General features: G+C 73.6%; 17 protein-coding genes. 3 read left to right on the top strand and 14 right to left on the bottom strand.

Features of this window, described 5'->3' with window-relative positions; all coding sequences use genetic code 11:
* Window positions 1-63 precede the first annotated feature (63 nt).
* From LG396_RS28090 to LG396_RS28080, 3 genes are all read right to left on the bottom strand, one after another.
* Window positions 64-1,713 carry a beta-N-acetylhexosaminidase gene (locus LG396_RS28090; protein WP_225796905.1) on the bottom strand — a complete coding sequence of 550 codons (1,650 nt, stop codon included), beginning with the start codon at window positions 1,711-1,713 and terminating at the stop codon, window positions 64-66.
* Between the two features lie 110 nt (window positions 1,714-1,823).
* Complete coding sequence (locus LG396_RS28085; protein ID WP_018843843.1) at window positions 1,824-2,123, bottom strand: DUF3039 domain-containing protein; 300 nt, start codon at window positions 2,121-2,123, stop codon at window positions 1,824-1,826.
* Window positions 2,124-2,153: 30 nt separating this feature from the next.
* Window positions 2,154-2,738 (bottom strand): YqgE/AlgH family protein, encoded by a 585-nt coding sequence (locus LG396_RS28080; RefSeq protein ID WP_018834003.1) that lies wholly within the window; start codon window positions 2,736-2,738, stop codon window positions 2,154-2,156.
* A 367-nt stretch (window positions 2,739-3,105) separates the two neighbouring features.
* Between LG396_RS28080 and murA the strand changes: the two genes are divergently transcribed.
* On the top strand, window positions 3,106-4,467 hold the full coding sequence (murA, locus tag LG396_RS28075) for a UDP-N-acetylglucosamine 1-carboxyvinyltransferase (protein ID WP_018843844.1): 1,362 nt from the start codon (window positions 3,106-3,108) through the stop codon (window positions 4,465-4,467).
* A 102-nt stretch (window positions 4,468-4,569) separates the two neighbouring features.
* Here the strand turns inward: murA and LG396_RS28070 are convergent, their stop codons facing one another.
* The 9 genes from LG396_RS28070 to LG396_RS28030 form a co-directional block, all read right to left on the bottom strand.
* Window positions 4,570-4,851: an HU family DNA-binding protein gene (locus tag LG396_RS28070; RefSeq protein ID WP_018834001.1), complete on the bottom strand. Its 282-nt coding sequence runs from the start codon at window positions 4,849-4,851 to the stop codon at window positions 4,570-4,572.
* A 279-nt stretch (window positions 4,852-5,130) separates the two neighbouring features.
* Window positions 5,131-6,564 (bottom strand): NAD-dependent malic enzyme, encoded by a 1,434-nt coding sequence (locus LG396_RS28065; protein ID WP_018834000.1) that lies wholly within the window; start codon window positions 6,562-6,564, stop codon window positions 5,131-5,133.
* Window positions 6,565-6,951: 387 nt separating this feature from the next.
* Window positions 6,952-9,240, bottom strand: a complete 2,289-nt coding sequence (locus LG396_RS28060; protein WP_225796904.1) for a HelD family protein — start codon at window positions 9,238-9,240, stop codon at window positions 6,952-6,954.
* 115 nt (window positions 9,241-9,355) lie between these two features.
* Window positions 9,356-10,075 carry a zf-HC2 domain-containing protein gene (locus LG396_RS28055; RefSeq protein ID WP_225796903.1) on the bottom strand — a complete coding sequence of 240 codons (720 nt, stop codon included), beginning with the start codon at window positions 10,073-10,075 and terminating at the stop codon, window positions 9,356-9,358.
* Window positions 10,072-10,620: a sigma-70 family RNA polymerase sigma factor gene (locus LG396_RS28050; RefSeq protein WP_018833997.1), complete on the bottom strand. Its 549-nt coding sequence runs from the start codon at window positions 10,618-10,620 to the stop codon at window positions 10,072-10,074. Before LG396_RS28050 ends, LG396_RS28055 begins: the two co-directional genes overlap by 4 nt.
* A 130-nt stretch (window positions 10,621-10,750) precedes the next feature.
* On the bottom strand, window positions 10,751-11,890 hold the full coding sequence (locus LG396_RS28045) for a uroporphyrinogen-III synthase (protein WP_037753040.1): 1,140 nt from the start codon (window positions 11,888-11,890) through the stop codon (window positions 10,751-10,753).
* Window positions 11,891-11,941: 51 nt separating this feature from the next.
* The gene (locus LG396_RS28040) at window positions 11,942-13,327 is read right to left on the bottom strand and encodes a nitrate/nitrite transporter (protein ID WP_225796902.1); all 1,386 of its coding nucleotides are present in this window, start codon (window positions 13,325-13,327) and stop codon (window positions 11,942-11,944) included.
* A gap of 458 nt (window positions 13,328-13,785) precedes the next feature.
* Complete coding sequence (locus LG396_RS28035) at window positions 13,786-15,057, bottom strand: GTP-binding protein (RefSeq protein ID WP_225796901.1); 1,272 nt, start codon at window positions 15,055-15,057, stop codon at window positions 13,786-13,788.
* On the bottom strand, window positions 15,054-18,299 hold the full coding sequence (locus LG396_RS28030; RefSeq protein WP_225796900.1) for a GH116 family glycosyl hydrolase: 3,246 nt from the start codon (window positions 18,297-18,299) through the stop codon (window positions 15,054-15,056). The genes LG396_RS28035 and LG396_RS28030 overlap by 4 nt, the downstream gene beginning before the upstream one ends.
* Before the next feature lie 199 nt (window positions 18,300-18,498).
* Here LG396_RS28030 and LG396_RS28025 point away from each other — a divergent pair, with 199 nt between their 5' ends.
* Window positions 18,499-20,301, top strand: a complete 1,803-nt coding sequence (locus tag LG396_RS28025; RefSeq protein WP_225796899.1) for a serine/threonine-protein kinase — start codon at window positions 18,499-18,501, stop codon at window positions 20,299-20,301.
* A gap of 76 nt (window positions 20,302-20,377) precedes the next feature.
* Here LG396_RS28025 and LG396_RS28020 read toward each other — a convergent pair whose 3' ends face one another.
* Entirely contained in the window at window positions 20,378-20,887 is a 510-nt protein-coding gene (locus tag LG396_RS28020; RefSeq protein ID WP_225796898.1) for a hypothetical protein, read from the bottom strand.
* Window positions 20,888-20,918: 31 nt separating this feature from the next.
* On the bottom strand, window positions 20,919-21,536 hold the full coding sequence (locus tag LG396_RS28015; protein WP_225796897.1) for a dirigent protein: 618 nt from the start codon (window positions 21,534-21,536) through the stop codon (window positions 20,919-20,921).
* Window positions 21,537-22,027: 491 nt separating this feature from the next.
* Here LG396_RS28015 and LG396_RS28010 point away from each other — a divergent pair, with 491 nt between their 5' ends.
* Complete coding sequence (locus LG396_RS28010; RefSeq protein WP_225796896.1) at window positions 22,028-23,236, top strand: helix-turn-helix domain-containing protein; 1,209 nt, start codon at window positions 22,028-22,030, stop codon at window positions 23,234-23,236.
* The last annotated feature ends 60 nt before the right edge of the window (window positions 23,237-23,296 follow it).

Here is a 23,296-nt window from a genome sequence, read left to right as displayed (position 1 = left end):
GCGCCGAGTGGGGATTGTCACTCTTCGGGGAGGCTTGTACGACTTCCGGGGCTGCCGTCGGCCTCACACGATCGGGGGCGGCCCTTCGATCGGGCGTCCGAGCACCCCGGGGCGCTGCTGCCACGGCCGCGGGCCGCCGGGCGGGCGGTAGTCGACGCCGAGGGCGTCGAGGCGCGCGTAGTGCTCCTCCATGCGGGCCGTGAAGCCGGCGAAGTCCCGCTCGGCGGACGGCGGCAGGGCGGACCAGGCGACCTCGGCGAAGGCGGCGAGGCGGGGATACACCTGGTAGTCGAAGCGCTGCGGGCTCTCCAGCACCTCGCTCCAGACGTTGGCCTGGGTGCCGATGACGTGCTCCGCCGCGGCGCCGTCGAGCTGCGGCGGCACGGGCTCGAAGCGGTAGAAGTCCTCCAGCGTACGCACCTGGGCGATCGGCACCGGCTCGTCCGGGGCGCCCGATTCGCGGTAGTTGAGGTACACCTGCTGCTCCGGACACATCACGACGTCGTGGCCGGCCTGCGCCGCGGCGATGCCGCCGGCGTAGCCGCGCCAGGAGGAGACGGTGGCGCCGTCGGCGAGGCCGCCTTCGAGGATCTCGTCCCAGCCGATGAGGCGCCGGCCGCGGTCGGCGAGCCAGCGGTCGAAGTGCCGGATGAACCACGACTGCAGCTCGTCCTCGTCGGCCAGGCCGAGTTCGCGGATGCGGGCCTGGGCGGCGGGCGACGCCTTCCACTGGTGCTTGGGGCACTCGTCGCCGCCGACGTGTACGAACGTGGACGGGAAGAGGTCGAGCACCTCCTCGAAGACGCCCTCGTAGAAGCGCAGCACGTCGTCGGTGGGCGCGAGGACGTTCTCCGAGACGCCCCAGTCGCCCCAGACGTCGAGCGCCGCGGTGTCGACGACGTCGGTGTTGCCGAGCCAGGGGTAGGCGTGGATGGCGGCCTGCGAGTGGCCGGGGATGTCGATCTCCGGGACGACGGTGATGTGCCGGGCGGCGGCGTACGCGACGATCTCGCGGAGGTCGTCCTGGGTGTAGAAGCCGCCGTGCGGGCGCTCGTCCCAGATGTCGGAGGCGCGGTGGCCGACCTTGGTGCGCGGGCGCCAGGAGGCGTCCTCGGTGAGCTTGGGGTGGCGCTTGATCTCGATGCGCCAGCCCTGGTCGTCGGTGAGGTGGAAGTGCAGCACGTTGAGCTTGTGCGCGGCCATGAGGTCGAGGTGGCGCAGCACCTCGCGCTTGGTGAGGAAGTGCCGGGAGACGTCGAGCATGAAGCCGCGCCAGCCGAACCGCGGGGCGTCCTCGATGCGGCAGTGCGGCAGCTCCCAGGTGCGCTCGCCGAGGGGCGCGGTGCGGTACGCCTGCGGGCCGAGGAGCTGGCGCAGGGTCTGCGCGCCCCAGAAGAGTCCGGCGGGGCCGCCGCCCGTCAGGTGCACGCCGCCGGGGCCGATCTCCAGCCGGTACGCCTCGGCGCCGGCCGCGCCCGCGGGACCGCCGGCGAGGCTGAGCGCGGGGTCGACGTCCAGGCGGACCGCCCCGGCGGCGCCGGCCGGGTCTCCCGGGGCGAGCGGCAGTCCGGTGGCCGCGCCCAGCTCGGCGCGCAGCCACCGGGCGACGCCGTCGGCGCCGTCGCCTGCGGCGAGGACGGTGCCCTGGCCCAGGGCGAAGGTCGCGGTGTCGCTGGTGCGGGCGGCGCTGCTGGGCGCGGGGATGAGATCCATGACCTCATCCTGCCCCAGGAAGGCGGCTTGGACTAGACCATTCCGGCGGTGGAACGGGAGCGGAACGGAGGGCCGCGGACCGGGGACCCGGGGCCGCGGCCGGGATGCCGCTACTTCTTCTTGCCGCCGTCCTTGCCGCCGTCCTTGCCGCCGCCGGCGCCCATGGACTCGTAGATCTCCTTGCACATGGGGCAGACGGGGTACTTCTTCGGATCGCGCCCCGGGACCCACACCTTGCCGCAGAGCGCCACGACGGGGGTGCCGTCGAGCGCGCTGGCCATGATCTTGTCCTTCTGGACGTAGTGGGCGAAGCGCTCGTGGTCGCCGTCGCCGTGCGACACCTCCGGCGTCGGTTCGACGAGGGTGCCGGTGCCGGTTCCGCGTTCGGGCTCGGGGAGAGGAGTGCTCATGGTGGCCAAGGGTACCGACGGCACCGCGGATCAGTTCAGGCTCGGGTCGTCCGGATATGTCGCGACCATCGCCAGCTCGCTGCGCTGCCGCCGCAGCACCGCCCGCCACAGGCCCTCGGGAGCGGGCGAGGACACGTCCCCGGGCTCGGACTCCACGACGTACCACGCGCCGTCGTCCAGCTCCTCCTCCAACTGCCCGGGACCCCACCCCGCGTACCCCGCGAAGATCCGCAGCGTGCCCAGCTCCGCCGCCAGCAGCTCGGGCGGGGCGTCCAGGTCGACCAGGCCGATGGCGCCGTGCACCCGGCGCCAGCCGAGCGGGCCCTCACCGCCGGGCACACCGCCGCCCTGGTCGCCGGGGACCACCGCGAGGCCGAGCGCGGAGTCGAGGGAGACCGGGCCGCCCTGGAAGACCACGCCGGGGTCGCCTGCGAGGTCGGCCCAGTCCTGGAGCACGTCGACGACGCCGACGGGGGTCGGGCGGTTGAGCACGACGCCGAGCGACCCCTCCTCGTCGTGGTCGAGCAGGAGCACCACGGTCCGGGTGAAGTTCGGATCGGTCAGGGCCGGCGTCGCGACCAGCAACCGGCCCGTGAGGGATGACACCTCCGTCATGCGGACATGATCCCGCAGTTACGGGCGCGTGGGGAGCGGACGGCCGAGGAATACGGCAATGCGCGCACCGCGCGCCACGCGCGGCGGCCCCGGCCGCCTCTCCTGACCCAGGGGGTCCGCACACGACGCCGTGGGGGGTGCGCGCCCCGCTCGCCCCCCGGCGCCCGGCGCGGTCGGCCACGCCGGGCGCGCAAGCTCCCGGTCACCCTGTGCACCCGTGCGCCGTACGCAGAGTCCCCCCACGTCTCCCTTCCGTTTCTGTAGCGAATTCATGACGTTCCCCGCCCTGCCCCGGCCCGGGGGAGGGGGGTATCCGGGGCATTAGCATTTCTGTCTGTCCCAGCCCGTCTCCAGGATCGCGAGCCTCATGACAGCTCCTGACAGCGCCGATGTTCTTCTCGTCCACGGCGGTACGCCCCTGAGGGGCGAGATCCACGTCCGCGGGGCCAAGAACCTCGTGCCCAAGGCGATGGTGGCCGCGCTGCTCGGCAGCTCCCCCAGTCGGCTGCGCAACGTCCCGGACATCCGCGACGTGCGCGTGGTACGGGGCCTGCTCCAGCTGCACGGCGTGACCGTCGGCCCCGGCGAGGAGCCGGGCGAGCTGGTGCTCGACCCGACGCACGTCGAGAGCGCGCACGTCGCCGACATCGACGCGCACGCGGGCTCCTCCCGGATCCCGATCCTCTTCTGCGGCCCGCTGCTGCACCGCCTCGGCCACGCCTTCATCCCGGGCCTCGGCGGCTGCGACATCGGCGGCCGGCCCATCGACTTCCACTTCGACGTGCTGCGCCAGTTCGGCGCCCGGATCGACAAGCGCGCCGACGGGCAGTACCTGGAGGCGCCCCAGCGGCTGCGCGGCACGAAGATCCGGCTGCCCTACCCGTCGGTGGGGGCCACCGAGCAGGTGCTGCTGACGGCCGTGCTGGCCGAGGGCGTCACCGAGCTGTCCAACGCGGCCGTCGAGCCGGAGATCGAGGACCTCATCTGCGTACTGCAGAAGATGGGCGCGATCATCGCGATGGACACCGACAGGACCATCCGCATCACCGGCGTCGACAAGCTCGGCGGCTACACCCACCGCGCCCTGCCGGACCGGCTGGAGGCCGCCTCCTGGGCGTCCGCGGCGCTGGCGACCGAGGGCGACATCTTCGTGCGCGGCGCGCTGCAGCGCTCGATGATGACGTTCCTCAACACCTTCCGGAAGGTCGGCGGCGCCTTCGAGATCGGCGACGACGGCATCCGCTTCTGGCACCCGGGCGGCCCGCTGAACGCCATCGCGCTGGAGACCGACGTCCACCCCGGCTTCCAGACCGACTGGCAGCAGCCGCTGGTCGTCGCCCTCACGCAGGCGTCGGGGCTGTCGATCGTGCACGAGACGGTGTACGAGTCGCGCCTCGGCTTCACCTCCGCGCTCAACCAGATGGGTGCGCACATCCAGCTCTACCGCGAGTGCCTGGGCGGCACGCCCTGCCGCTTCGGGCAGCACAACTTCCTGCACTCCGCGGTCGTCTCCGGGCCGACGAAGCTGGAGGGCGCCGACCTGGTCATCCCGGACCTGCGCGGCGGCTTCTCGTACCTCATCGCGGCGCTGGCGGCGCAGGGCACCTCGCGGGTGCACGGCATCGACCTGATCAACCGCGGCTACGAGAACTTCCTGCAGAAGCTCGCGGACCTCGGCGCCCGCGCGGAGCTGCCGGACGTCCCGGCCGTCGCCGCCGCGGCCGGCTGAGCCCCGCCGCCCGCGGCGTATCCGCGCAGCACCCGCCCGCAGACAGGCGAAGGGCGGCCGCCCCCGCTGGGTCCGGCCGCCCTCCTCCTCGGTCTGCGGGCGTTACTTGCCCTTGGCCGCTTCCTTGAGCTTGGAGCCGGCGGTGACCTTCACGCTGTAACCAGCGGGAATCTGGATCGGCTCGCCGGTCTGCGGGTTGCGGGCGGAGCGCGCCTTGCGGTGGGTGCGCTCGAAGGTCAGGAAGCCGGGAATGGTGATCCTCTCGTCGCCCTTGCTGACGACCTCCCCGGCGACCTCGGCGAGGGCGGCCACCATGGCGTCGGCGTCCTTGCGGGTCACCTCGGCGCGCTCTGCGATCGCGGCCACCAGCTCACTGCGGTTCATATCTGTCTCCCGTGTTTTCTTGCCATTGAGGCGTGAGATCAAAGCCGATGCTGCCAGGACCCGCTGACAGTCCCCGAAACCGGGTCCCATGACAGCGCCTCGCGCCCGACTACGCATCCTGCCCTCACCTGCGGCGGAAACGCCAATCCGGCGCGCCCCCAGGGCCTGGCGCGTCGTCCGCCGCAGCCCGTCCATCCGCACACTTATGACGTACGCGCGGCCCGAAAGCCAGCCGACGCGCCGGGGCCGGGCCCGTTCCCACGCGGCGTGCCGGGGCGGTTACGCCCCGTCGGTGGGCGGCGCCGTGACGCCCGCCGCCTGGGCGGCGTCGCGGACGGCGTCGGCGACCGTGGGGGCCACCCGGTCGTTGAAGACGCTCGGGATGATGTAGTTCGGGTTCAGCTCGTCGCCGTGCACGACGTCGGCGATGGCGCGGGCCGCGGCGATCATCATCTCGGAGTTGACGGTCCGCGAGTGCGCATCGAGCAGGCCGCGGAAGACGCCCGGGAAGACGAGCACGTTGTTGATCTGGTTCGGGAAGTCGCTGCGCCCGGTGGCGACGACGGCGGCGTGCTCGCGGGCGGCGGCCGGGTCGACCTCGGGGTCGGGGTTGGCCAGCGCGAAGACGATGGCGTCGGACGCCATGGCGGCCACGTCCTCGCCGTCGATGACGTCGGGGGCGGAGACGCCGATGAAGACGTCGGCGCCGCGCACGGCGTCCTTGAGCGTGCCGGTGAGGCCGTCGCGGTTGGTGTTCTCGGCGATCCAGCGCAGCGCGCTGCCGGGTGCGGCGTCGACCAGGTCGGCGCGGCCGGAGTGGACGACGCCGTTGATGTCGGCGACGACGGCGTGCTTGGCGCCGGCGTCGATCAGCAGTTTGAGGATCGCCGTGCCGGCGGCGCCGGCCCCGGACATCACCACGCGCACGTCGGCCAGTTCCTTGCCGACCACCCGCAGCGCGTTGGTGAGCGCCGCGAGCACGACGATGGCGGTGCCGTGCTGGTCGTCGTGGAAGACGGGGATGTCCAGCGCCTCGCGCAGCCGCGCCTCGATCTCGAAGCAGCGGGGCGCGGAGATGTCCTCCAGGTTGATGCCGGCGAAGCCGGGGGCGATGGCCTTGACGATCTCCACGATGGCGTCGGTGTCCTGGGTGTCCAGGCACAGCGGCCAGGCGTCGATGGCGGCGAAGCGCTTGAAGAGCGCCGCCTTGCCCTCCATCACGGGCAGCGCGGCCTTGGGGCCGATGTTGCCCAGGCCCAGGACGGCGGAGCCGTCGGTGACGACGGCGACGCTGTTGCGCTTGATGGTCAGCCGGCGGGCGTCCTCGGGGTTCTCGGCGATCTGCATGCAGACGCGGGCGACGCCCGGGGTGTAGATCATCGACAGGTCGTCGCGGTTGCGGATGGGGTGCTTGGACTGCATCTCGATCTTGCCGCCGAGGTGCATGAGGAACGTACGGTCGGAGACCTTGCCGACGCTGACGCCCTCGATGCCGCGGAGCTTCTCGACGATGGAGCGCGCGTGGTCCGTGGAGGCGGCGGCGATGGTGACGTCGATACGCAGCCGCTCGTGGCCGGAGGCGGTGACGTCGAGGCCGGTGACGCTGCCGCCGGAGGACTCCACGGCGGAGGTGAGCTGGCTGACGGCGTTGCCGCCCGCGGGCACCTCCAGCCGGACCGTGTTCGAGTAGGAGACGCTTGGCGCCGTTGCCATGGCCGTGTGTTCCCTCTTGTGTGGTGAAGCCACGGGGCGCGACACGCCCCGCTGCGGATCGGATCGATGGTCGCACCTACCGGGCGGTATCCGGAAACCCTCCGGAAGGCGGAATCACTTTTCCACAAGACGGGAGGGCGGGCAACGCGCGTCCGGAGCCCCGGGAAAGGCCGCGGGCCGGGTGCGCGGCACTGCTGCCGCACACCCGGCCCGGAGAAGCCTGGTGGCACCGACCCGCCAGCTCGCCTCGCGGCAAGTGGGCGCTCGAAGCGCCTAAGGTTGGGCCCGGGGGCATGGATCGGGCCGGTGCCACTGCCAGGCTAACAAACCATCCCCGCAAGGCCATTCCCGTCCCGGCGGCCCCTGTGGCTCCCGCGGCCGCCGGAGCTACGGACGCAGCAGGTCGGGGACGCCTTCGGCGTCCGGGAGATCCGGGGCGGTGGCGACGACCGTCAGCCGCTGCGTCGCCCGGGTGAGGGCCACGTACAGCACCCGCAGGCCCGCCGGTGACTCGTCCGCCATCTCCGCCGGCGAGAGCACCACCGTGGCGTCGTACTCCAGGCCCTTGGCCTCCAGGCTGCCCAGCACCACCACGCGCTCCCCCAGGTCCGCCAGCCGGCCGCGGGCCTCCTCCCGGCGGCCCATCGGCACCACGACGCCCACCGTGCCGTCCACGTCCGCGAGCAGCCGCCCGACCTCCGCGCGCACCGTGTCGTACGGATCCGCCCCCGCCGCCGCGAACCGCGGCACCACCCCGGTCGAGCGCACCGCCTCCGGCGGCTCCGTGCCGGGCATGGCGAGCGCCAGCACCCGGGAGGCGACGTCGGCGATCTCCGCCGGGTTGCGGTAGTTGACGGTCAGCGTGAAGCGCCGCCGCGGCCTCGTGCCCAGCGCCTCCGTACGCGCCGCGGCCGCCTCCTCCGGGTCCGGCCACGAACTCTGCGCCGGATCGCCGACGACCGTCCACGTCGCGTGCCGCCCGCGGCGGCCCACCATCCGCCACTGCATCGGCGTCAGGTCCTGCGCCTCGTCGACGATGACGTGCGCGTACTCCTGCCGCTCCTCGTCGCGCCGGCGCGCGGCGGGCGCGGTGCGCTCCCCGTACGTCGTCAGCTCCTCCAGGCCCGTCAGCTGGTCCAGCGGGTCCAGCTCCCGCTGTCTGGCGGGCCTGGCGGGCGCGCCGAGCAGCACCTGCAACTCGTCCAGCAGCGCCACGTCGTGCACGGTCAGCCCGTCGCGGGCCAGCGAGCGGGCGACGCCGCGGACCTCGGCGGGGTTCAGCACGCGCCGCCCGAAGCCCGCGAGCCGCCGCTCGTCGGCGAGCGCCGCGAGCACGCCCCGCGGCGTCAACTCCGGCCACCAGGCGTCGAGGAAGGCCAGGAAGTCGTCCTCGGTGGAGATGTCCTCGTCGAACGCCGCCCGCGCCTCCGCGGCCAGCTCGGGGTCGTCGTAGCGCGGCCGGGCGCCGGACTTCTGCCACAGCGCGTCCAGCAGGAACCGGCGCGCCCTGGCCCGCAGCAGGTTCACCGGCGCCGTACCGCCGAGCACCGCCTGCCGTACGCGCCGCAGCTCCCGCGCGTCCAGCTCCACCCGGGCGCCGAACGCCACCACCCGCAGCCGCTGCGGCACCTCCCCCACCGTCAGCGCCCCGCGCGCCGCCCGGCGCAGCACCCGCACCATCCGCGCCGAGCCCTTCACGCGGGCCACCCGCGGCTCGTCGTACAGCGCGGCCTCGGCGCCCTCGACCAGCGAGCCCACCGCGCGGATCGCGACCTGCCCCTCCTCGCCGAGCGACGGCAGCACGCCCTCGGTGTACGCCACGAGCAGCGGCGTCGGGCTGACGACGAGGATGCCGCCCGCGTACCGCCGACGGTCCTGGTACAGCAGGTACGCGGCGCGGTGCAGCGCCACCGCCGTCTTGCCGGTGCCGGGCCCGCCCTCGACCTCCGTGACGGAGGCGGCGGGCGCGCGGATGACGGTGTCCTGCTCGGCCTGGATGGAGGAGACGATGTCGCGCATCGCGTGCGTACGGGCCCGGCCCAGCGCCGCCATCAGCGCGCCGTCGCCGACGACGGGCAGCGCGGCGCCGGCCAGCGTCACCGACAGCTCGGGCCGCAGCAGGTCGTCCTCGACGCCGAGCACCCGGCGGCCCTTGGAGCGGATGACGCGGCGGCGCACGACCCGGCCGGGGGCGACGGGGGTGGCGCGGTAGAAGGGGGCTGCGGCGGGGGCGCGCCAGTCGATGACCAGGGGGGCGTAGTCGGCGTCGAGGACGCCGAGGCGGCCGATGTGCAGGGTCTCCTCGATGCGGGCGCGCTGCTCGCCGCCGCCGCCGTCGCCGGCCACGGCGTCGTCGGCGGGTTCGACGGAGGTGTACGCGCCGTCGGGGCCGCGGACGCCGTCCTTGCCGGGCAGGAGGTCGATGCGGCCGAAGAGGAAGTCCTCGAACTCGCTGTTCAGCCGGTTGAGATGGACACCGGCGCGGAAGACCTGGGCGTCGCGCTCGGCGAGCGCGCCGGGGGTGCCGACCTGGCCGCGCTTGGCGGCGTCGCTCATGAGGAACTCCGCCTCGTGGATCTTCTCCTCGAGGCGGTCGTACACGCGGTCCAGATGGTCCTGCTCGGCCTGGATCTCGCGATCCCGGACGGAGTCCGGGGCGGTGATGTGCGCGGTCACCCGCGGCCCCCTTCGTACGGACAAGGCAGCCGTTCATCTTACCTCTCGCGAAGGAGTGACCGGAGGTCGGCCCAGGTCGGCGGGGGTGTGGCGGCGGCCGGGCCGGGCGGGTGCGTCAGCCGGCCTCCGCCGGGACCATCACCAGGCGGTCGCCCTCCGACGTGACCACCTCGAAGTGGTCGATGTCGTCCGGCGACATGCTCGTCCCCCCGGAGGTCCGCAGGCTGTTCCCGCCGCCCTGGCCGCTGGCGCCCGCGTTCCTGCCGTTCCCGGCCCCGTAGCCGTCCGCCGGGACGCCCCAGCTGGTCACCGTCTCGTGCGAGCCGTCCTTGCCCACCGCCTGGAGGTCGCACCGGCGCGGGCCCGTGACCCCGCGCAGGTCCAGGTCCACGCTCGTCCCCCACGTCACCGGGCGCAGCCTGATCCTGGCCTCCACGCCCGTCTCCGGGTCGACGGCCCTGACCTCCTGCCCCGACACGTCCGCCCGCCGCTGCTCCGCCGCCGGCTCGTCGCCGGTCAGCACCACCGCCGTCACCACCGGCGCCGCGACCGCCACCACCGCCGCCGCCGTCACCGCGACGACCAGCTTCCGGCGCACCTGCCGCTGCCGGGCCCGTACCACCGTCAGCTCCGTCAGCAGCCGGTCGAGCGCGCCCGGCGGCGGCTCCTGCGGCGGCGGCACGTCCGCCAGCATGTCGGCGACCGGCACCAGCTCCGCCAGCGCGTCGGCGCACCGCTCGCACCCGGCGAGGTGCTCCTCGAACCGCTCCGCCTCGTCCTGTTCCAGCGCGCCGATCGCGTACGCCCCGACGTCCGGATGCCGTTGCTCGGTCACGGCACCACTCCCCGTTCCTCCAGCGACAACCGCAGCGAGCGCAGCGCGTAGAACACCCGTGAGCGCACCGTCCCCGCCGGGACGCCCAGCACCTCGGCCGCCTCGTTCGCCGTCCGCCCCTTGAAGTACGTCTCCACCAGCGCGGCGCGGTGGGCAGGGGTCAGGTCGGCGAGCGCGTCGGAGATCGTCATCAGCCGCAGCACCCGGTCGGTGTCGTCGGCGGCCGGGACGCTCTCCAGCGGCGCGGAGTCCGTCTCGCGCGGGCGCGCCTGCCTGCTGCGGTGCCCGTCGATCACTATCCGGCGGGCCACGGTGACGAGCCACGGCCGCACGGAGCCGTCGGCGGCCGCCAGTTCGTCGGCGTGCCGCCAGGCGCGCAGCAGCGTCTCCTGTACGACGTCCTCCGCCCGGTGCCGGTCGCCGGCGACCAGGCGCAGCACGAAGCCGAACAGCGGGCCCGCGTGCTCGCGGTAGAGGACCCGCATCAACTCCTCGTCGGGAGTCGGCTTCGAGCGCTGCGCTGCCACCACGGCATCGTCCCGCATCCCTCACCTCCGGTCGAGGAGTACGGAGATCGCCGCGGGGGCGTTCAACGCACCGCGGCCACTCCTCGAACCGGACCACGGGACGGGCCGCGGCCGGCGCGGCTTCCGCGGGACGGCCGCGGTTCCCGCCCTACTCGTCGTACTTGTCGTCGGTGTGCGGGTCCAGGGAGAGGCGGTAGCCGCGCTTGACGACCGTCTGGATGAGCTTCGGCACCCCCAGGGCCGTACGCAGCCGGGTCATCGCCGTCTCCACCGCGTGCTCGTCGCTGCCCGCGCCGGGCAGCGCGCGCAGCAGCTCCGCGCGGGAGACGACCCAGCCCGGCCGGTGGGCCAGGGTGCGCAGCAGCGACATGCCGGCGGGCGGCACGGGCCGCAGCACGCCGTCGATGATCACGGCGTGGCCGCGGATGTCCACGCGGTGCCCCGCGAGCGGCAGCGACCGTACGCGGGCGGGGAGTTCGAGGGCGACGAGCTGCACGAGAGGGCCGAGGCGGTAGCGCTCCGGCTGGGCGGTCGGCACGTCGTGCCGCTCCAGCGGCAGCGCCGTGAGCGGCCCGACGCAGGCCGGCAGCACTTCGTGGCGCAGGGCGTCGAGGACCTCGTCGCGGCAGTGCCGGGTCGCCGCCCGGTCCAGGAAGCTCGCCGCGGCCGGGGCGCTGGTGAACGTCACCGCGTCCACGCCGCGGACCACGACCGCGTCCAGCAGCCGGTCCAGCGGCGCCGGGTCCTCCGGCGGCATCCAGCGGTAGACGGGTACGACGATGACGTCCGCGCCCGCGGCCCGTAGCGACTCGACGAACCCCGGCAGCGGCTCGCCGTGCTGCTGCAGCGCCACCCGCCGGCCCTCGACGCCCTCGGCGAGCAACCGCTCCAGCACCTCCGCCATCGACTCCGACGCCGGCGACCACGACTCGGTCAGCCCCGCCGCCCGGATCGCCCCGCGCACCTTCGGCCCGCGCGCCAGCAGTTCGACGCCCGCCAGCTTGTCGAGAAGCGCGTCGCCGAGGCCCCAGCCGCCCGCGGCCTCGACCCAGCCGCGGAAGCCGATGGCGGTGGTGGCGACGACGACGTCCGGCGGGTCGCCGATGAGCGCCTTCGTCGTGTTCAGCAACTCGTCGTCGTCGTGCAGGGGCACGATCCGCAGCGCGGGCGCGCGGTACACGATCGCGCCGCGCCGCGACAGCAGGGTGCTCAGCTCGTCCGCTCGGCGTGCGGCCGTGACGCCGACGGAGAAGCCCTCCAGGGGTTTGACCTCGGTGGGTACGGTCATGATTCGCTGCTCCCCGGTCGGTGCCGTTCGTGCCGTGCCATGGTGCTGCGCTCACACCCCCGCGTACGCGGGGGTCCGCGGCTGCGGGCCGTCCGCGCCGTCGCCGCGCGCGGCGGGCGTGCGCGGCCCGCGCAGGTACACGGCCCAGGTCACCACGAAGCACACAGCGTAGAAGACGAGGAAGGCCACGCAGGCGGCCGTGCCGTTGCCGTTGGCGAGGAAGGACTGCCGGAAGGCGAGGTTGATGCCGAGCCCGCCGAGCGCCCCGACCGCGCCGATGAGGCCGATGGCGGCGCCGGACAGCCTCCTGGCGTACGTGTTCGCCTGCTCGCCCCGCAGCCCCATGGCCAGGGCCTTCGCCTGGTAGATGCCGGGGATCATCTTGTACGTGGAGCCGTTGCCGAGCCCGGAGAAGAGGAACAGCGCGACGAAGCCCACCAGGTACACGGGCAGCGACTCGCGTACGGACGCGAAGACGACGACGGCCGTCGCGCCGGCCATCGCGGCGAAGTTCCACAGCGTGATCCGCGCCCCGCCGTACCGGTCGGCCAGCCACCCGCCGACCGGCCGGATCACCGAGCCGAGCAGCGGCCCGATGAACGTGACGGCCGCGGCCTGGAGCGGGGTGCGGTCGAACTGGGTCTGGAGCACCAGCCCGAAGGCGAAGCTGTAGCCGATGAACGAGCCGAAGGTGCCGATGTACAGGAAGGACATGATCCACGTGTGCGCGTCCCGGACGGACTCCTTCGCCGCGCCGGTGTCGTTCCGTACCGGCGCCAGGTTGTCCATCCGCAGCCAGGCGAGCGCGGCGGCGACGAGGATGAGCGGCATGTAGACGGCGAGCAGCACGCGCGGCCGGCCGTCCCCGGCGACGGCGATGACGAGCAGCGCGGCGAGCTGGATGACGGGCACGCCTATGTTGCCGCCGCCGGCGTTGAGCCCGAGGGCCCAGCCCTTGCGGTGCAGCGGGAAGAAGGCGTTGATGTTCGTCATCGACGAGGCGAAGTTGCCCCCGCCGACCCCGGCGAGCGCGGCGACCAGCAAGAAAGTGCCATACGACGTTCCCGGCTCCATCACGGCGAACGCGGCGGCGGTCGGCAGCAGGAGCATCAGGGCGCTGAACACCGTCCAGTTGCGGCCGCCGAAGCGGGCGACGGCGAAGGTGTACGGCACGCGCACGCAGGCGCCGACGAGGGTGGCGACGGAGACGAGGAAGAACTTCCCGGCGGCGTCGATGCCGTACTCGTCGCCCATGAAGAGGACGAGCACGGAGAAGAGAGTCCAGATGGAGAAGCCGATGTGCTCGGAGAAGACGGAGTAGAGGAGGTTGCGGTTGGCGGTCTTCTCCCCCTTCTCCGCCCAGAACGCCTCGTCCTCGGGATCCCACTCCTCGATCCAGCGCTTCCCCCTGCGCGCGGTCTGCCCGGAGCCGGTCATCGCAGCCGTCCCTGCCCTTCGTCGGCGGGCCGCCGGCCCGCGGGGGGCGGCGGATCTGGTTCAGGGTGACCGTAGGGACGGCGGGTTTCCAGACTGTGCTGACAGGTGACGCGGGCGCAACCTTGCCCTCACGGGAGGCGGGGTTGACAGGTGAGATTTCGGTGTTCCGGGCGGGTGGAGGGGGGCGGTGCGGGGGCTGGAGCAGGGGTTTTACGGGGTCATGCGGATGTAACAGGGGCGGGGGCGGGACGTTTCGGGACGGGCTCCCGGCGGCGGGGGCGGCGGCGGTCCCGGGGGGAGGCGGCGGGGCGGTCACGGCGGGGCAGGGCGGCCGTCGCGGCGGCGGTCCCGGCGGGCCGTCGCGGCGGCGGTCCCGGCGGGCCGTCGCGGCGGCGGTCCCGGCGGGCCGTCGCGGCGGCGGTCCCGGCGGGCCGTCGCGGTGTCCGTCGCGGTGGCCGTCACCGCGGGGGCGGCTCTGCCGGGAGGCGGTGGACGGGGCGGGGGTACGCCGGGTGGAACGCCGCGGGCTGCGCCGGGGCCGACGTCGCCGCGCCCGCCGCGGCGTCGGCGGCGCGTACCGCCGCGGCCAGGGCGGCGTCCAGCTCCGCCGCGGGGCAGACGAGTCGCGCGTTGACCAGCGCCCGCGCCGACCGCATCGCGCCGCCGTCGGCGTCCACCGCCGGTGCCCGGCCGTCGCCGACCGCGGACGCCTTCGTCGTCCGGCCGTCGGGCGCGGTGAGGTGGACCTTGGCGTGGCCGACGAGGGCGGCGCCTGCGGTCAGTTCGGCGAGCAGGGTGGCGGCCCAGCGGGCGGAGGGGAAGCCGGCGGCGGAGCGCGGGGCGCGGACCTCGGCGGTGTGGTTGAGCCAGGCGAGGCGGGCCTCGGCGGCGGCGTAGCGGTCGTAGTCGATGACGAGGTCGCGGTTCCGACCGGTGGTGGTGCCGGGACCGGCGGGACCGGCGTGGTCGCCGGACCCGGCGGGCGCCGCGGGCGCGATCCGGCCGCCGGGGCCGCCTGCCGGAGTTGGCGCCTCGCGCGCCGCGGGGGCCGCCGCGGCGGCCGCGTCCGGCGCCGGGGGCGCGGGGGTCGGCGCCGTCAGCGTTTCGGTGAGCGCCGGCAGGCCCGTGCCCGTACGGGCCGAGTACGTCAGCACCGGCGTGCGGGGGTGCAGTGCCGCCAGCGCGGTCCGCACCGCGGCCGACAGCGCCGGGTCCACGGCGTCCGCCTTGTTGAGCGCGATCACGTCGGCGTCGGCGAGCTGCCGGTCGAAGAGGTACGCGAGGTCGGCCTCCCCGGCCCGCCCGATGGCCGCGAACCGGGCCGGGTCGACCACCGTGAGCAGCGGCGCGACGCGGAACCGCGCCCCGTACCGCCGGTGCAGCGGCCGTACGACCGTCGCTTGCAGGTCCGTACAGCTGCCGACCGCCTCCGCGAGGACGGTGTCCGCGCCGTACTCCTCGACGGCCCGTGTGACGACGTCGAGCAGGTCCTCGAAGCGGCAGCAGAAGCAGCCGCCGGTGACCTCCCCGGCCCAGCCGGCGGCGGCCTCGGCGAGGCGCGTGTCGACGAGCTCGTCGCCCTGGTCGTTGGCGACGAGCGCCACCCGCCGCCCGCGGGCGGTCAGTTCGCGGGCGAGGGCGGCGAGGGTGGTGGTCTTGCCGGCGCCGAGGAAGCCGCCGACGACGGCGAAGGTCACCGGGGCGGACGCCGGTGCGTCCCGTCCCGTCACCGGTACGTCACCTCCAGCGTCTCCCCGGCCCGCAGCGTGACCGCCTCGGCGAACTCCGCCGCCGTCCGCCCGTTCTCCGCCGCCGTCCGCAGCACCGCGACCCGGTGCCGCCGCCCGTCCCGCCCGATCCGCTCCGCGGCGGCCCGCGCGCCGGCGCGGGCGGGGGCGGCGAGGGAGGTGAGCCGCAGCGTCCCGTGGCGCAGCTCCGCGCGGGCGGTCAGCGTGCGGCCCCGGCGGCGCTGGCGGTACAGGCCCCAGCCCTCGGCGGTGACGAACGCGGCGGCGAAGTCCCGCCCGTCCCAGAGCCGCGGGGCGAAGCCGAGCCGCCCGCGCGGCCCGTGGTAGTCGAAGCCGGTGGCGGCGAGGTAGACGGCGTGGCTCATCATGGCGCGCGCGTAGTGGTCGGAGCACTCGATCTCGTTGTACGGGTTCCGCTTCTCCGCGCTGTGCCGGTCGTGCACGGCCCGCGTGACGGCCAGCGCCTCGTCGGTCATCCCCTCGTGCATGAGGTGGGCCGCGAACTGGTACTCCTGCCCCGTCCACACCTCGTTGAAGTACCCGATGGCGAACGGCTCGCCGCTGCCGGGCGCGGTGTCGCTGCCGCCGAACGGCCAGGTGCACATGACGGTGCCCGCCTCGCCCGCGGTGGAGTAGATCCGGCCGCCGGGGATGCCGGAGACCTCCTTGTAGGACTGCGCGTCGGGCAGGAAGTTGTGCCGGTAGAGGTTCGCGAGCGCGGTACGCGCCTTGTCCTCGGGGAAGACGCGCGGCAGTCCGAGCTGGAAGGCGTACGTCTCGCCGTACATCTGGTCGATGTGGCAGCCCCGGTTGGAGTTGATGGCGTCGGCGTGGGCGGGGTCGACGAGGTGCTCGAAGTAGCCGTGGCGCTCGTTCCACATCCGCGCCTCCAGCTCCTTCGTGCCGCGGGCGGCCAGCTCGCGGCACTCGGCGGCGAAGGCGGCGTCGGCCATCTCGTCGGCCATGGCCGCGGCGGCGTGCAGGGCGGCGACGTACAGGCCGGAGATCCAGGGGATCTCGCCGTACCAGGAGGCGTCGAGGGTGTTGTACTGCTCGCCTTCGAGTACGCCGTCGGCCTCGCGGCCGTCGAGCGCGTCGGCGCGTATCAGGTACTCGGTGGCCTTCTTCACGCGCGGCCAGACGCGCGTGAGGAACGCGGTGTCGGGGGCCATGAGGTGCTCGCGGTACGTGCGCAGCACGTTGCCGCACTGGCCGTCGTGGGCGACGTGCCGGGCGGCCTCGCCGCGGTAGTCGACGGCGCCGGTGTCCTCGTGGAAGGCGAGGCCGAAGTCGACGCGCTCGCGGGTGTCGCGCTCCAGCGCGGGGAAGAGCCGGCCGACGGACTGGGCGTAGTTCCAGACGTGGGTGCAGGTGCCGTCGCAGCAGTACAGGCCCTCCCAGGCGTAGAAGCGGCCGTCCTGGAAGCGGTGGGCGGTGGAGGTGGCGAGGGTGGAGGCGGGGGCGAGAGTGCGTTCGAGGAACCAGTGCGGGAGGGTGGCGTCCTCGTACCAGGTGCGGACGAACTCGCGGGTGGCCGCGGCGAGTTCACCGCCGCGCTCGGCGGTGTGGGCGGCGGCTGCGCGGGCGTCGGCGAAGCGGGTGCCGTAGTGCCGGCGCAGCGACTCGGCGCCGGTGAGGTAGCCGAAGAGCTGCCGGTCGACGCGGTCGAAGTGCCAGGCGAGGACGAAGCGGACGCGCGCCGTCCCGCCGGGCGCGAGGCGTACGGGGACGGTGACGGTGCCCGCGACGGTCGTGCGGCCGCCGTCCGCCTCCGCGGGGGCGTCGGCGGAGTCGAAGAGCGCGCCGGGGGTGGACCAGTCGGCGACGGAGGGCCGGACGCGGGCGTCGGGGTGGGCGGCGGCGAGCGCGAAGGTGCCGTTGTCGGTCAGCTCGCCCATGGGCTGTTCCGCGACGGGGGCGTCGGTGAAGCGGATGCGGTCGACGTTGAGGTGGCCCCAGCCGCCGGTCGACTCGTCCACGATCTCGATGGTCGCCCGCTTGCCCTCGTGGGCGCTGACGTCGTACGCGCGCGGGGCCATCGGCTCGGCGTTGCGGCCGGTGAAGGAGGCGACGGTCTCGCCGTCGACGACGACGTTGACGCATGCCTTGCCGGCCTGGCTGCCGCCGCCGACGCCGACGGCGACGTAGCGGCGCTCGATGGTGAACGGCTCGCTGACCAGCCTGCCCCGGGCGGCGTCGGCCGCGGCGGCGTCGCCGCCGCCGCGGAAGTGGTGGGAGGTGACGAAGCGGGTGCCGGAGACGCCGAGGTCGCCGAAGCGCTTGAAGTAGTCGGGGCACTCGGCCTCGGTGACGGGGCCGGCGCCGAAGGCGGTGCCGGTGACGGTCCAGCCTTCGTAGTCGGTGCGCTCCCAGTCCTCGAAAACGATTTCCTCGCGCGGGGGTTGAGGGAGCGTGCCCTCGCGGGCGCCGAACTGCACGCCGGCGGCGTCGCCCTCGAAGGGGGCGGCGGTGAGGGTGACCGGCTGGGCCGTGCGGCTGCGCAGGCAGACGGGGTTCTCGGCGAAGCCGAGGAGTTCGGCGGTCAGGGGCCGGCTGCCGGTGTTGCGCAGCTCGTAGTCGAGGACGGTGACGGGCAGCGAGGAGTCCTCGACGGCGGTGGGGACGAAGGGGGAGTACGCCTCCAGGGTGACGGCGAGCGGGACGCCGGGGTCGGCGTAGGAGACGGTGCCGACGGGGTAGCGCCCGCGGAACGCGACGTCCTCGAATCCCGTGCCGTCGAGCGCCCGGGTCCCGCCGGGGCCCTTCTCCTGCTGCCACCGCAGGGCGAACCCGGTGGCGAACGGCGAGGTGAACGGCAGCGGTTCGGCGTAGTGCAGCCCCTGCCAGTCGGCCCCGCCGTACGGGAAGCTGTCGGGGTTGTCGACCTCCCAGAGCCACAGCCGCCCGTCGCCGGCGAGGTAGACCTGCCCGGCCGCCACCCCGCCCACGGGCATCCCGACGTTGGTGAGCGCCTCCCCCCGGTACGCGGTCCCCTCGCCGCGCCGCCGCAGCTCCTTGAACCACCCGTCGCCCAGCCCCTTGTCGGCGGGCACGGCGACGGCCCCGCGCGGCGGCAGGCCCAGGGCCACGGCGGCGGCGGCCCCGAGCGCGACGAACCCGCGCCGGTTGAGCCCGTCCGGCGGCGCGGAGCTCCCCGGCGGACAGCACCCGGTCCCGGGGCGGCAGGCGTGATCACCGGCTCTTCCGGCGCGGTCGACGGTCATGGCGGCCCTCCCGCATCCTTCGACTCCACGATATGAAATCGATTTCGGAAGCTAGGGAGACCCACGCGACCCGTCAACCCCCCGCGCGAAACCTGTTGTTGCAGGGTTGTTGCGCTCTGTGGTGAGGACGGCGAGGAAAAGTCGGTACGCTCCCGCTTGACTTCGGGGACGGCGGGATCTGAACCGCCGTGAACAGGGGATGATCACCATGGCGAGTGCACCTTCGGCCGGCCTTTTCAAGCCGCTTGAACCGAGCGACCCGGCCGTGGTCGGCGGCTACCGCCTCGCCGCCGTGCTCGGCACGGGCGGCATGGGCAAGGTGTACCTCTCGTACACGCCCGGCGGCCGGCCCATCGCGATCAAGGTGATCCGGCCCGAGTTCAGCGAGGACCCCGAGTTCCGGCGGCGCTTCCAGCGGGAGGTCCAGGCCGCGCAGCGGGTGCAGGGCCTCTACACCGCGCCGGTCATCGACTCCGACACCGAGGGCGCACAGCCCTGGCTGGCCACCGCGTACGTACCGGGGCCCTCACTCGCGCACGCCGTGGCCCAGCACGGCGCGCTGCCGCTGCGGAGCGTGCTGCTGCTGTCCGTCGGCGTCGCCGAGGCCCTGCACGTCATCCACGGCGCGGGCATCGTCCACCGCGACCTCAAGCCCGCCAACGTCCTGCTCGCCTCCGACGGCCCCCGCGTGATCGACTTCGGCATCGCCCGCGCCGCGGAGACCACCGCGCTCACCGGCACCGGAGTCAGCGTGGGCACCCCGGCGTTCATGGCGCCGGAACAGGCGTCGACCGGCACGATCGGCCCCGCCACCGACATCTTCGCCCTCGGCCAGATCGCGGCCTTCGCGGCGATCGGCTCCCCCGCCTACGGCGAGGGGTCCTCGCACGCCGTCCTCTACCGGATCGTGCACGAGGACCCCGACCTCAGCCGGGTGCCGGCGGAGCTGCTGCCGCTGGTGAGCCGCTGCCTGACCCGCGACGCGGACGCGCGGCCGAGCCTCACCGAGGTCATCGAGCTGTGCCACGAGATCTCGCCGGAACCGCTGCGGCAGGGCGAGGACTGGCTGCCGCAGTCGGTCGCCGGATCGATCACCGAGCGGCTCCAGCTGCCGGAACCGGCGAAGACCCCGCCGCCGCAGCCGGCCGTCGCGCCGACGCCGACCGAGTTCGCGCCGCAGCACCCGGCGCAGCCGCCGGCGCCGGGGTTCACCCCCGCCGCGGCGGCGCCGACGCAGACGGCCCCCGGAGTCCCCGGGGCCCCCGCGGCGGCACCGCCCCCGCCGGGCCGCCCGGCGCACCCCGCTCCCCCGCCCGGCTACCGCACCCCGCCCCCGGGCGCCCACCCCCCGTACGGATACGCACCCCCGCAGCAGCCCAGGAAGAAGCGGACCGGGCTGATCGTCGCGGCGGCGGTGGTGGGGGTCCTCGTGGTCGCCGCGGTCGTCGGTTCCCTGCTGCCGAAGGACTCCGACAAGGACGACGCGAGCAAGCCGCCCGCCAGCAGCGCCGACAGCAGCGGCGGAGGCGGCAGCGGCAAGGACGCGGCCGAGGGCGCGGCCTCGGGCGAGAAGAAGGAGGAGCGGCCCGACCCCACGCCGGTCTCGTACGAGGGCATCGACGTGACGCAGAACTACGCGGTCTCGCTCGCCGACGACCCCCCGCGGCCGGAGGAGGGGGACGTCGCCTACAGCGGCAAGGACCTGTACTACTACGTCGACACGCTCTTCGAGGACTCCTGGATCGGCACCGACAACGGGAAGTTCGTCCTGCTGAACAACGCGCAGGAGGGCACCCTGGAGACCTGCCGCGCGGAGACCCGCTACACGGAGAAGATCACCCTCGACCAGATCAGCGCAGGCCAGGAGTTCTGCGTGCTGAGCGACGCGGGCCACATCGCGGTGGCGACGTACGGCGGCAAGGGCGAGTCGGGGGACGCGACGTACGTCACGTTCGACCTGACGATCTGGCGCAACGCGGAGGAGCCCACGCCGGAGGACTGAGGGGTGCGTGACCTGCCGGATCGTGGCAGGTCACGCGGTTCCCGTGCCGTCGGCTCCGCTCGCTCGACCGGAGCTGTCAGGTGGGGATGATCTGCCCGTTCTCGATCTGGAAGTTCGCGGTCGGTGAGCAGCCGATCGATGGCGTGATCAGCAGGCTGACGGCAACCGGTGCGGGCTCCGTACCGGCGGTGGAGAACTCGCACACCGCGTGGCGGCCGGTCAGCGGGAACCAGAACCAGGAGTCCACCTCGCCGACCAGAGCACGGTCCGATTCTCTCCACACACCGTCCTGGAAGGTGAAGACCTGAAGGCGCACGGATGCGGCCTGCGGATCGGTCTGCGACCTCAGGGCGGTGAGTGTGAACGTGAAGTCCTTGTCCAGGACCGATGTGGCGATCTGCCGGCGCTCTGCCGCCTGAGGCTCAGTCTGCGGTTCCTTCCCCTCACCGGCCGTATGACGGGTTTGCTGGTCCGCCGGCAGCGGCGGCGGCGGGCCACCGGTGGATGCGCCCATCGTGACGGTGGCGGCCGTGGCGGTGGCAAGGGCGACGCCCCAGCTTATGAGGGTGCGGGAGTTCTTGATCACGACGTCTCCATGTGTGGTGTCGGGTGCGGGGCTACTTGCCGGGGGAGGTCGGAGGCACGGGCATCGGCACCTCGGAAGGAGTGGGACCGTCCCCGGTCCGGCGATGCTGAACGTCGAAAACTTCGAAGGTGAGTTTCCAGGTCGACGGCGTCAGCACCCGCTGCGTCACCTGACCGCGCGCCTTACGGAACTCCCCGGTGCCTCCGGTGATCGCGTTGACGACCGGGCTCGGTACCGGAATTCCGGCTTGCTCGCCCTGGATGGTGATCTGTCCTTCCGGCAGCACCGCGGTCGACGAGCACTGTCCCGCGTTGCGTTCGAGGTCGGTGATGACGCAGAACCCGCCGAAGCGGCCGACGGGGCTTTCTCCTTGCCTCCCGGTCGACACCAGATTCCCGCTGAAGATGAACTGGTCGCCGACGGTGCGGCCCGTTGCACCGAGATCCAGCTCTTCACCGACTTGCAGTTGGGCCTCCACGCTGATGGTGCGGCCTATCGCCGAGGAAGCGTCAGCCGGGTGGGTTGCCGCAGTCGCGGCCGTCTTCTGCGGTATCGCGTCGGCCGACACGGATCCGTTGAGCGCGAGCCCGGCAGAGCCGCCGAGAACCGCAACGGCGAGAAGGGCGAAATGCCGACGAGCGAAGCGCATGGTTGCCTCCGTGTTCGGGGGAATGAACAGGGTCAGGCCACCCACGCTTTGCCGGGGCGGCGACGCGTGGGTCGGTTCACAGAAGGCAAGGCAGCCGAGCGGATATGAGACCGCAGGCGCACGAGAAGGCCCGCGGCACTATCGAGAAAGTTCGTCATGTTCACTCTGATCGTGACGAATTTCCTCCGAATTCGTTCATGCCGGACCCTCCGTCTAGCGGCAACGCTAATAGAGGTGATGGCGACGTGCTCATCAGAGGACCAAGCTTGGGGCCATTGGGGTGCCTTCCCCGCGAGCAAGGGCGAACTTCCGTCCATGAACACCCGCCCGAGTAGGCGGCGGCGGCCAGCCGCGGCCCGATCAGTTGAGCAGGAAGCCACGGAGGAGCTTGACGCGGCCGGGCCGACCCGGGCGCGCTGCGGCCTGAACCTCTGATCCCCGGGCGGCTCGGGAGTACGGTTCTGAGTGTCGAGGTCAGAACTGGAGCCGACATGTCTCACCCCGCTGACGACCACATTGGCGCCCGGATCGCGGACTACCGCAAGCTGCGCCACCTGACCCAGCAGGCCCTCGCACAGCAGGCACACCTCTCCCGCGCCTACCTCGCCCGCGTCGAGGCCGGTATCTCTCCCGCGACGCCCGCCGTCGTCGCGGCCGTCGCCCGTCCGCTGCAAGTGGACATCGCGGTCCTCAACGGCCAGCCCTACGTCTCGCAGTTGCAGCAGGACCACCTCGATCAGCTCATCGCCCCCCTGGCCGAGGCCCTGGACGTCTACGACCTCGGTCCCGACCCGGAGGTCACCCCGCGGCCCCTGCCGCGGATCGCCGCCGACGTGGAGAGGCTCTGCGGGAGCACCTACGCCACCGAGTACAAAGGCGTCGGCACCCAGCTCCCCGGCCTGCTCGCCGAACTCACCACCGCGCTGGCCTCGGTACCCGACCGCAGCGACGACGAGCGGCGGACTGCCGCGCTGCTGTCCTGGTGCTACTGGGTCAGCTACGAGTTCGCCTACCGCCTCGGCTACCACCAACTCGCCACCATCGCGCTGGAACGCATGGGCTGGATGGCCGACCGGGCCCAGGACCCCCTGCTGCTGGCGATGCGCCTGTCCAAGCGGTCCAGCATGCTCCTGCGCCGCGGCGACAACCGGCGCTCCCTGCAGGTACTGGAGCGTGGCCACCGGCTCGTCGAGGCGCACGACAAGCCCGCCTCCCAGGAGGCCCTGGCCGTGACCGGCAGCCTGCACCTCGCCGGCGCCATCGCCGCCGCGCAGGCGAAGGACGCCGACGAGGTCGAGGGGCACATGGAGCTGGCGCGGAACGTCGCCGACAGGATCGGCCACGAGGTGCCGCAGGTCTACTGGTCGTCGTTCGGCGCGGCGAGCGTCGGGCACTTCGAGGTCGCCACGCTCGTCGAGCTTGGCCGGCTCGGCAGCGCGGTGAAGCGTGCCCGCAGCCTGCACTTCCCCGCCGGGCACCCGCGGATGCGCGTGGGGCGCTATCACATCGAGTTGGGCCGGGCCTACACGCAGATGGGCCGCGCCGAGGCCGCGCAGGACGCCCTCCAGACGGCCCGACAGGTCGCCCCCCAGCAGGCCCGTTACCACCCGCTGATGCGGGAGACGGTCGGCACGCTGGTACGGCGTCAGCGACGCGCCTCGGAGGGGCTGACGTCGCTGGCGGCGTGGGTGGGCAGGTAGCACCAGGTTGTTCCCGGAACGGGTAACACCACGACTACACGGAGTCGGCAGGCTGTGGCT

The sequence above is a fragment of the Streptomyces aculeolatus genome (assembly GCF_020400605.1).
Lineage (GTDB): Bacteria > Actinomycetota > Actinomycetes > Streptomycetales > Streptomycetaceae > Streptomyces > Streptomyces aculeolatus.
This window is presented reverse-complemented; position numbering and strand designations above follow the sequence as displayed.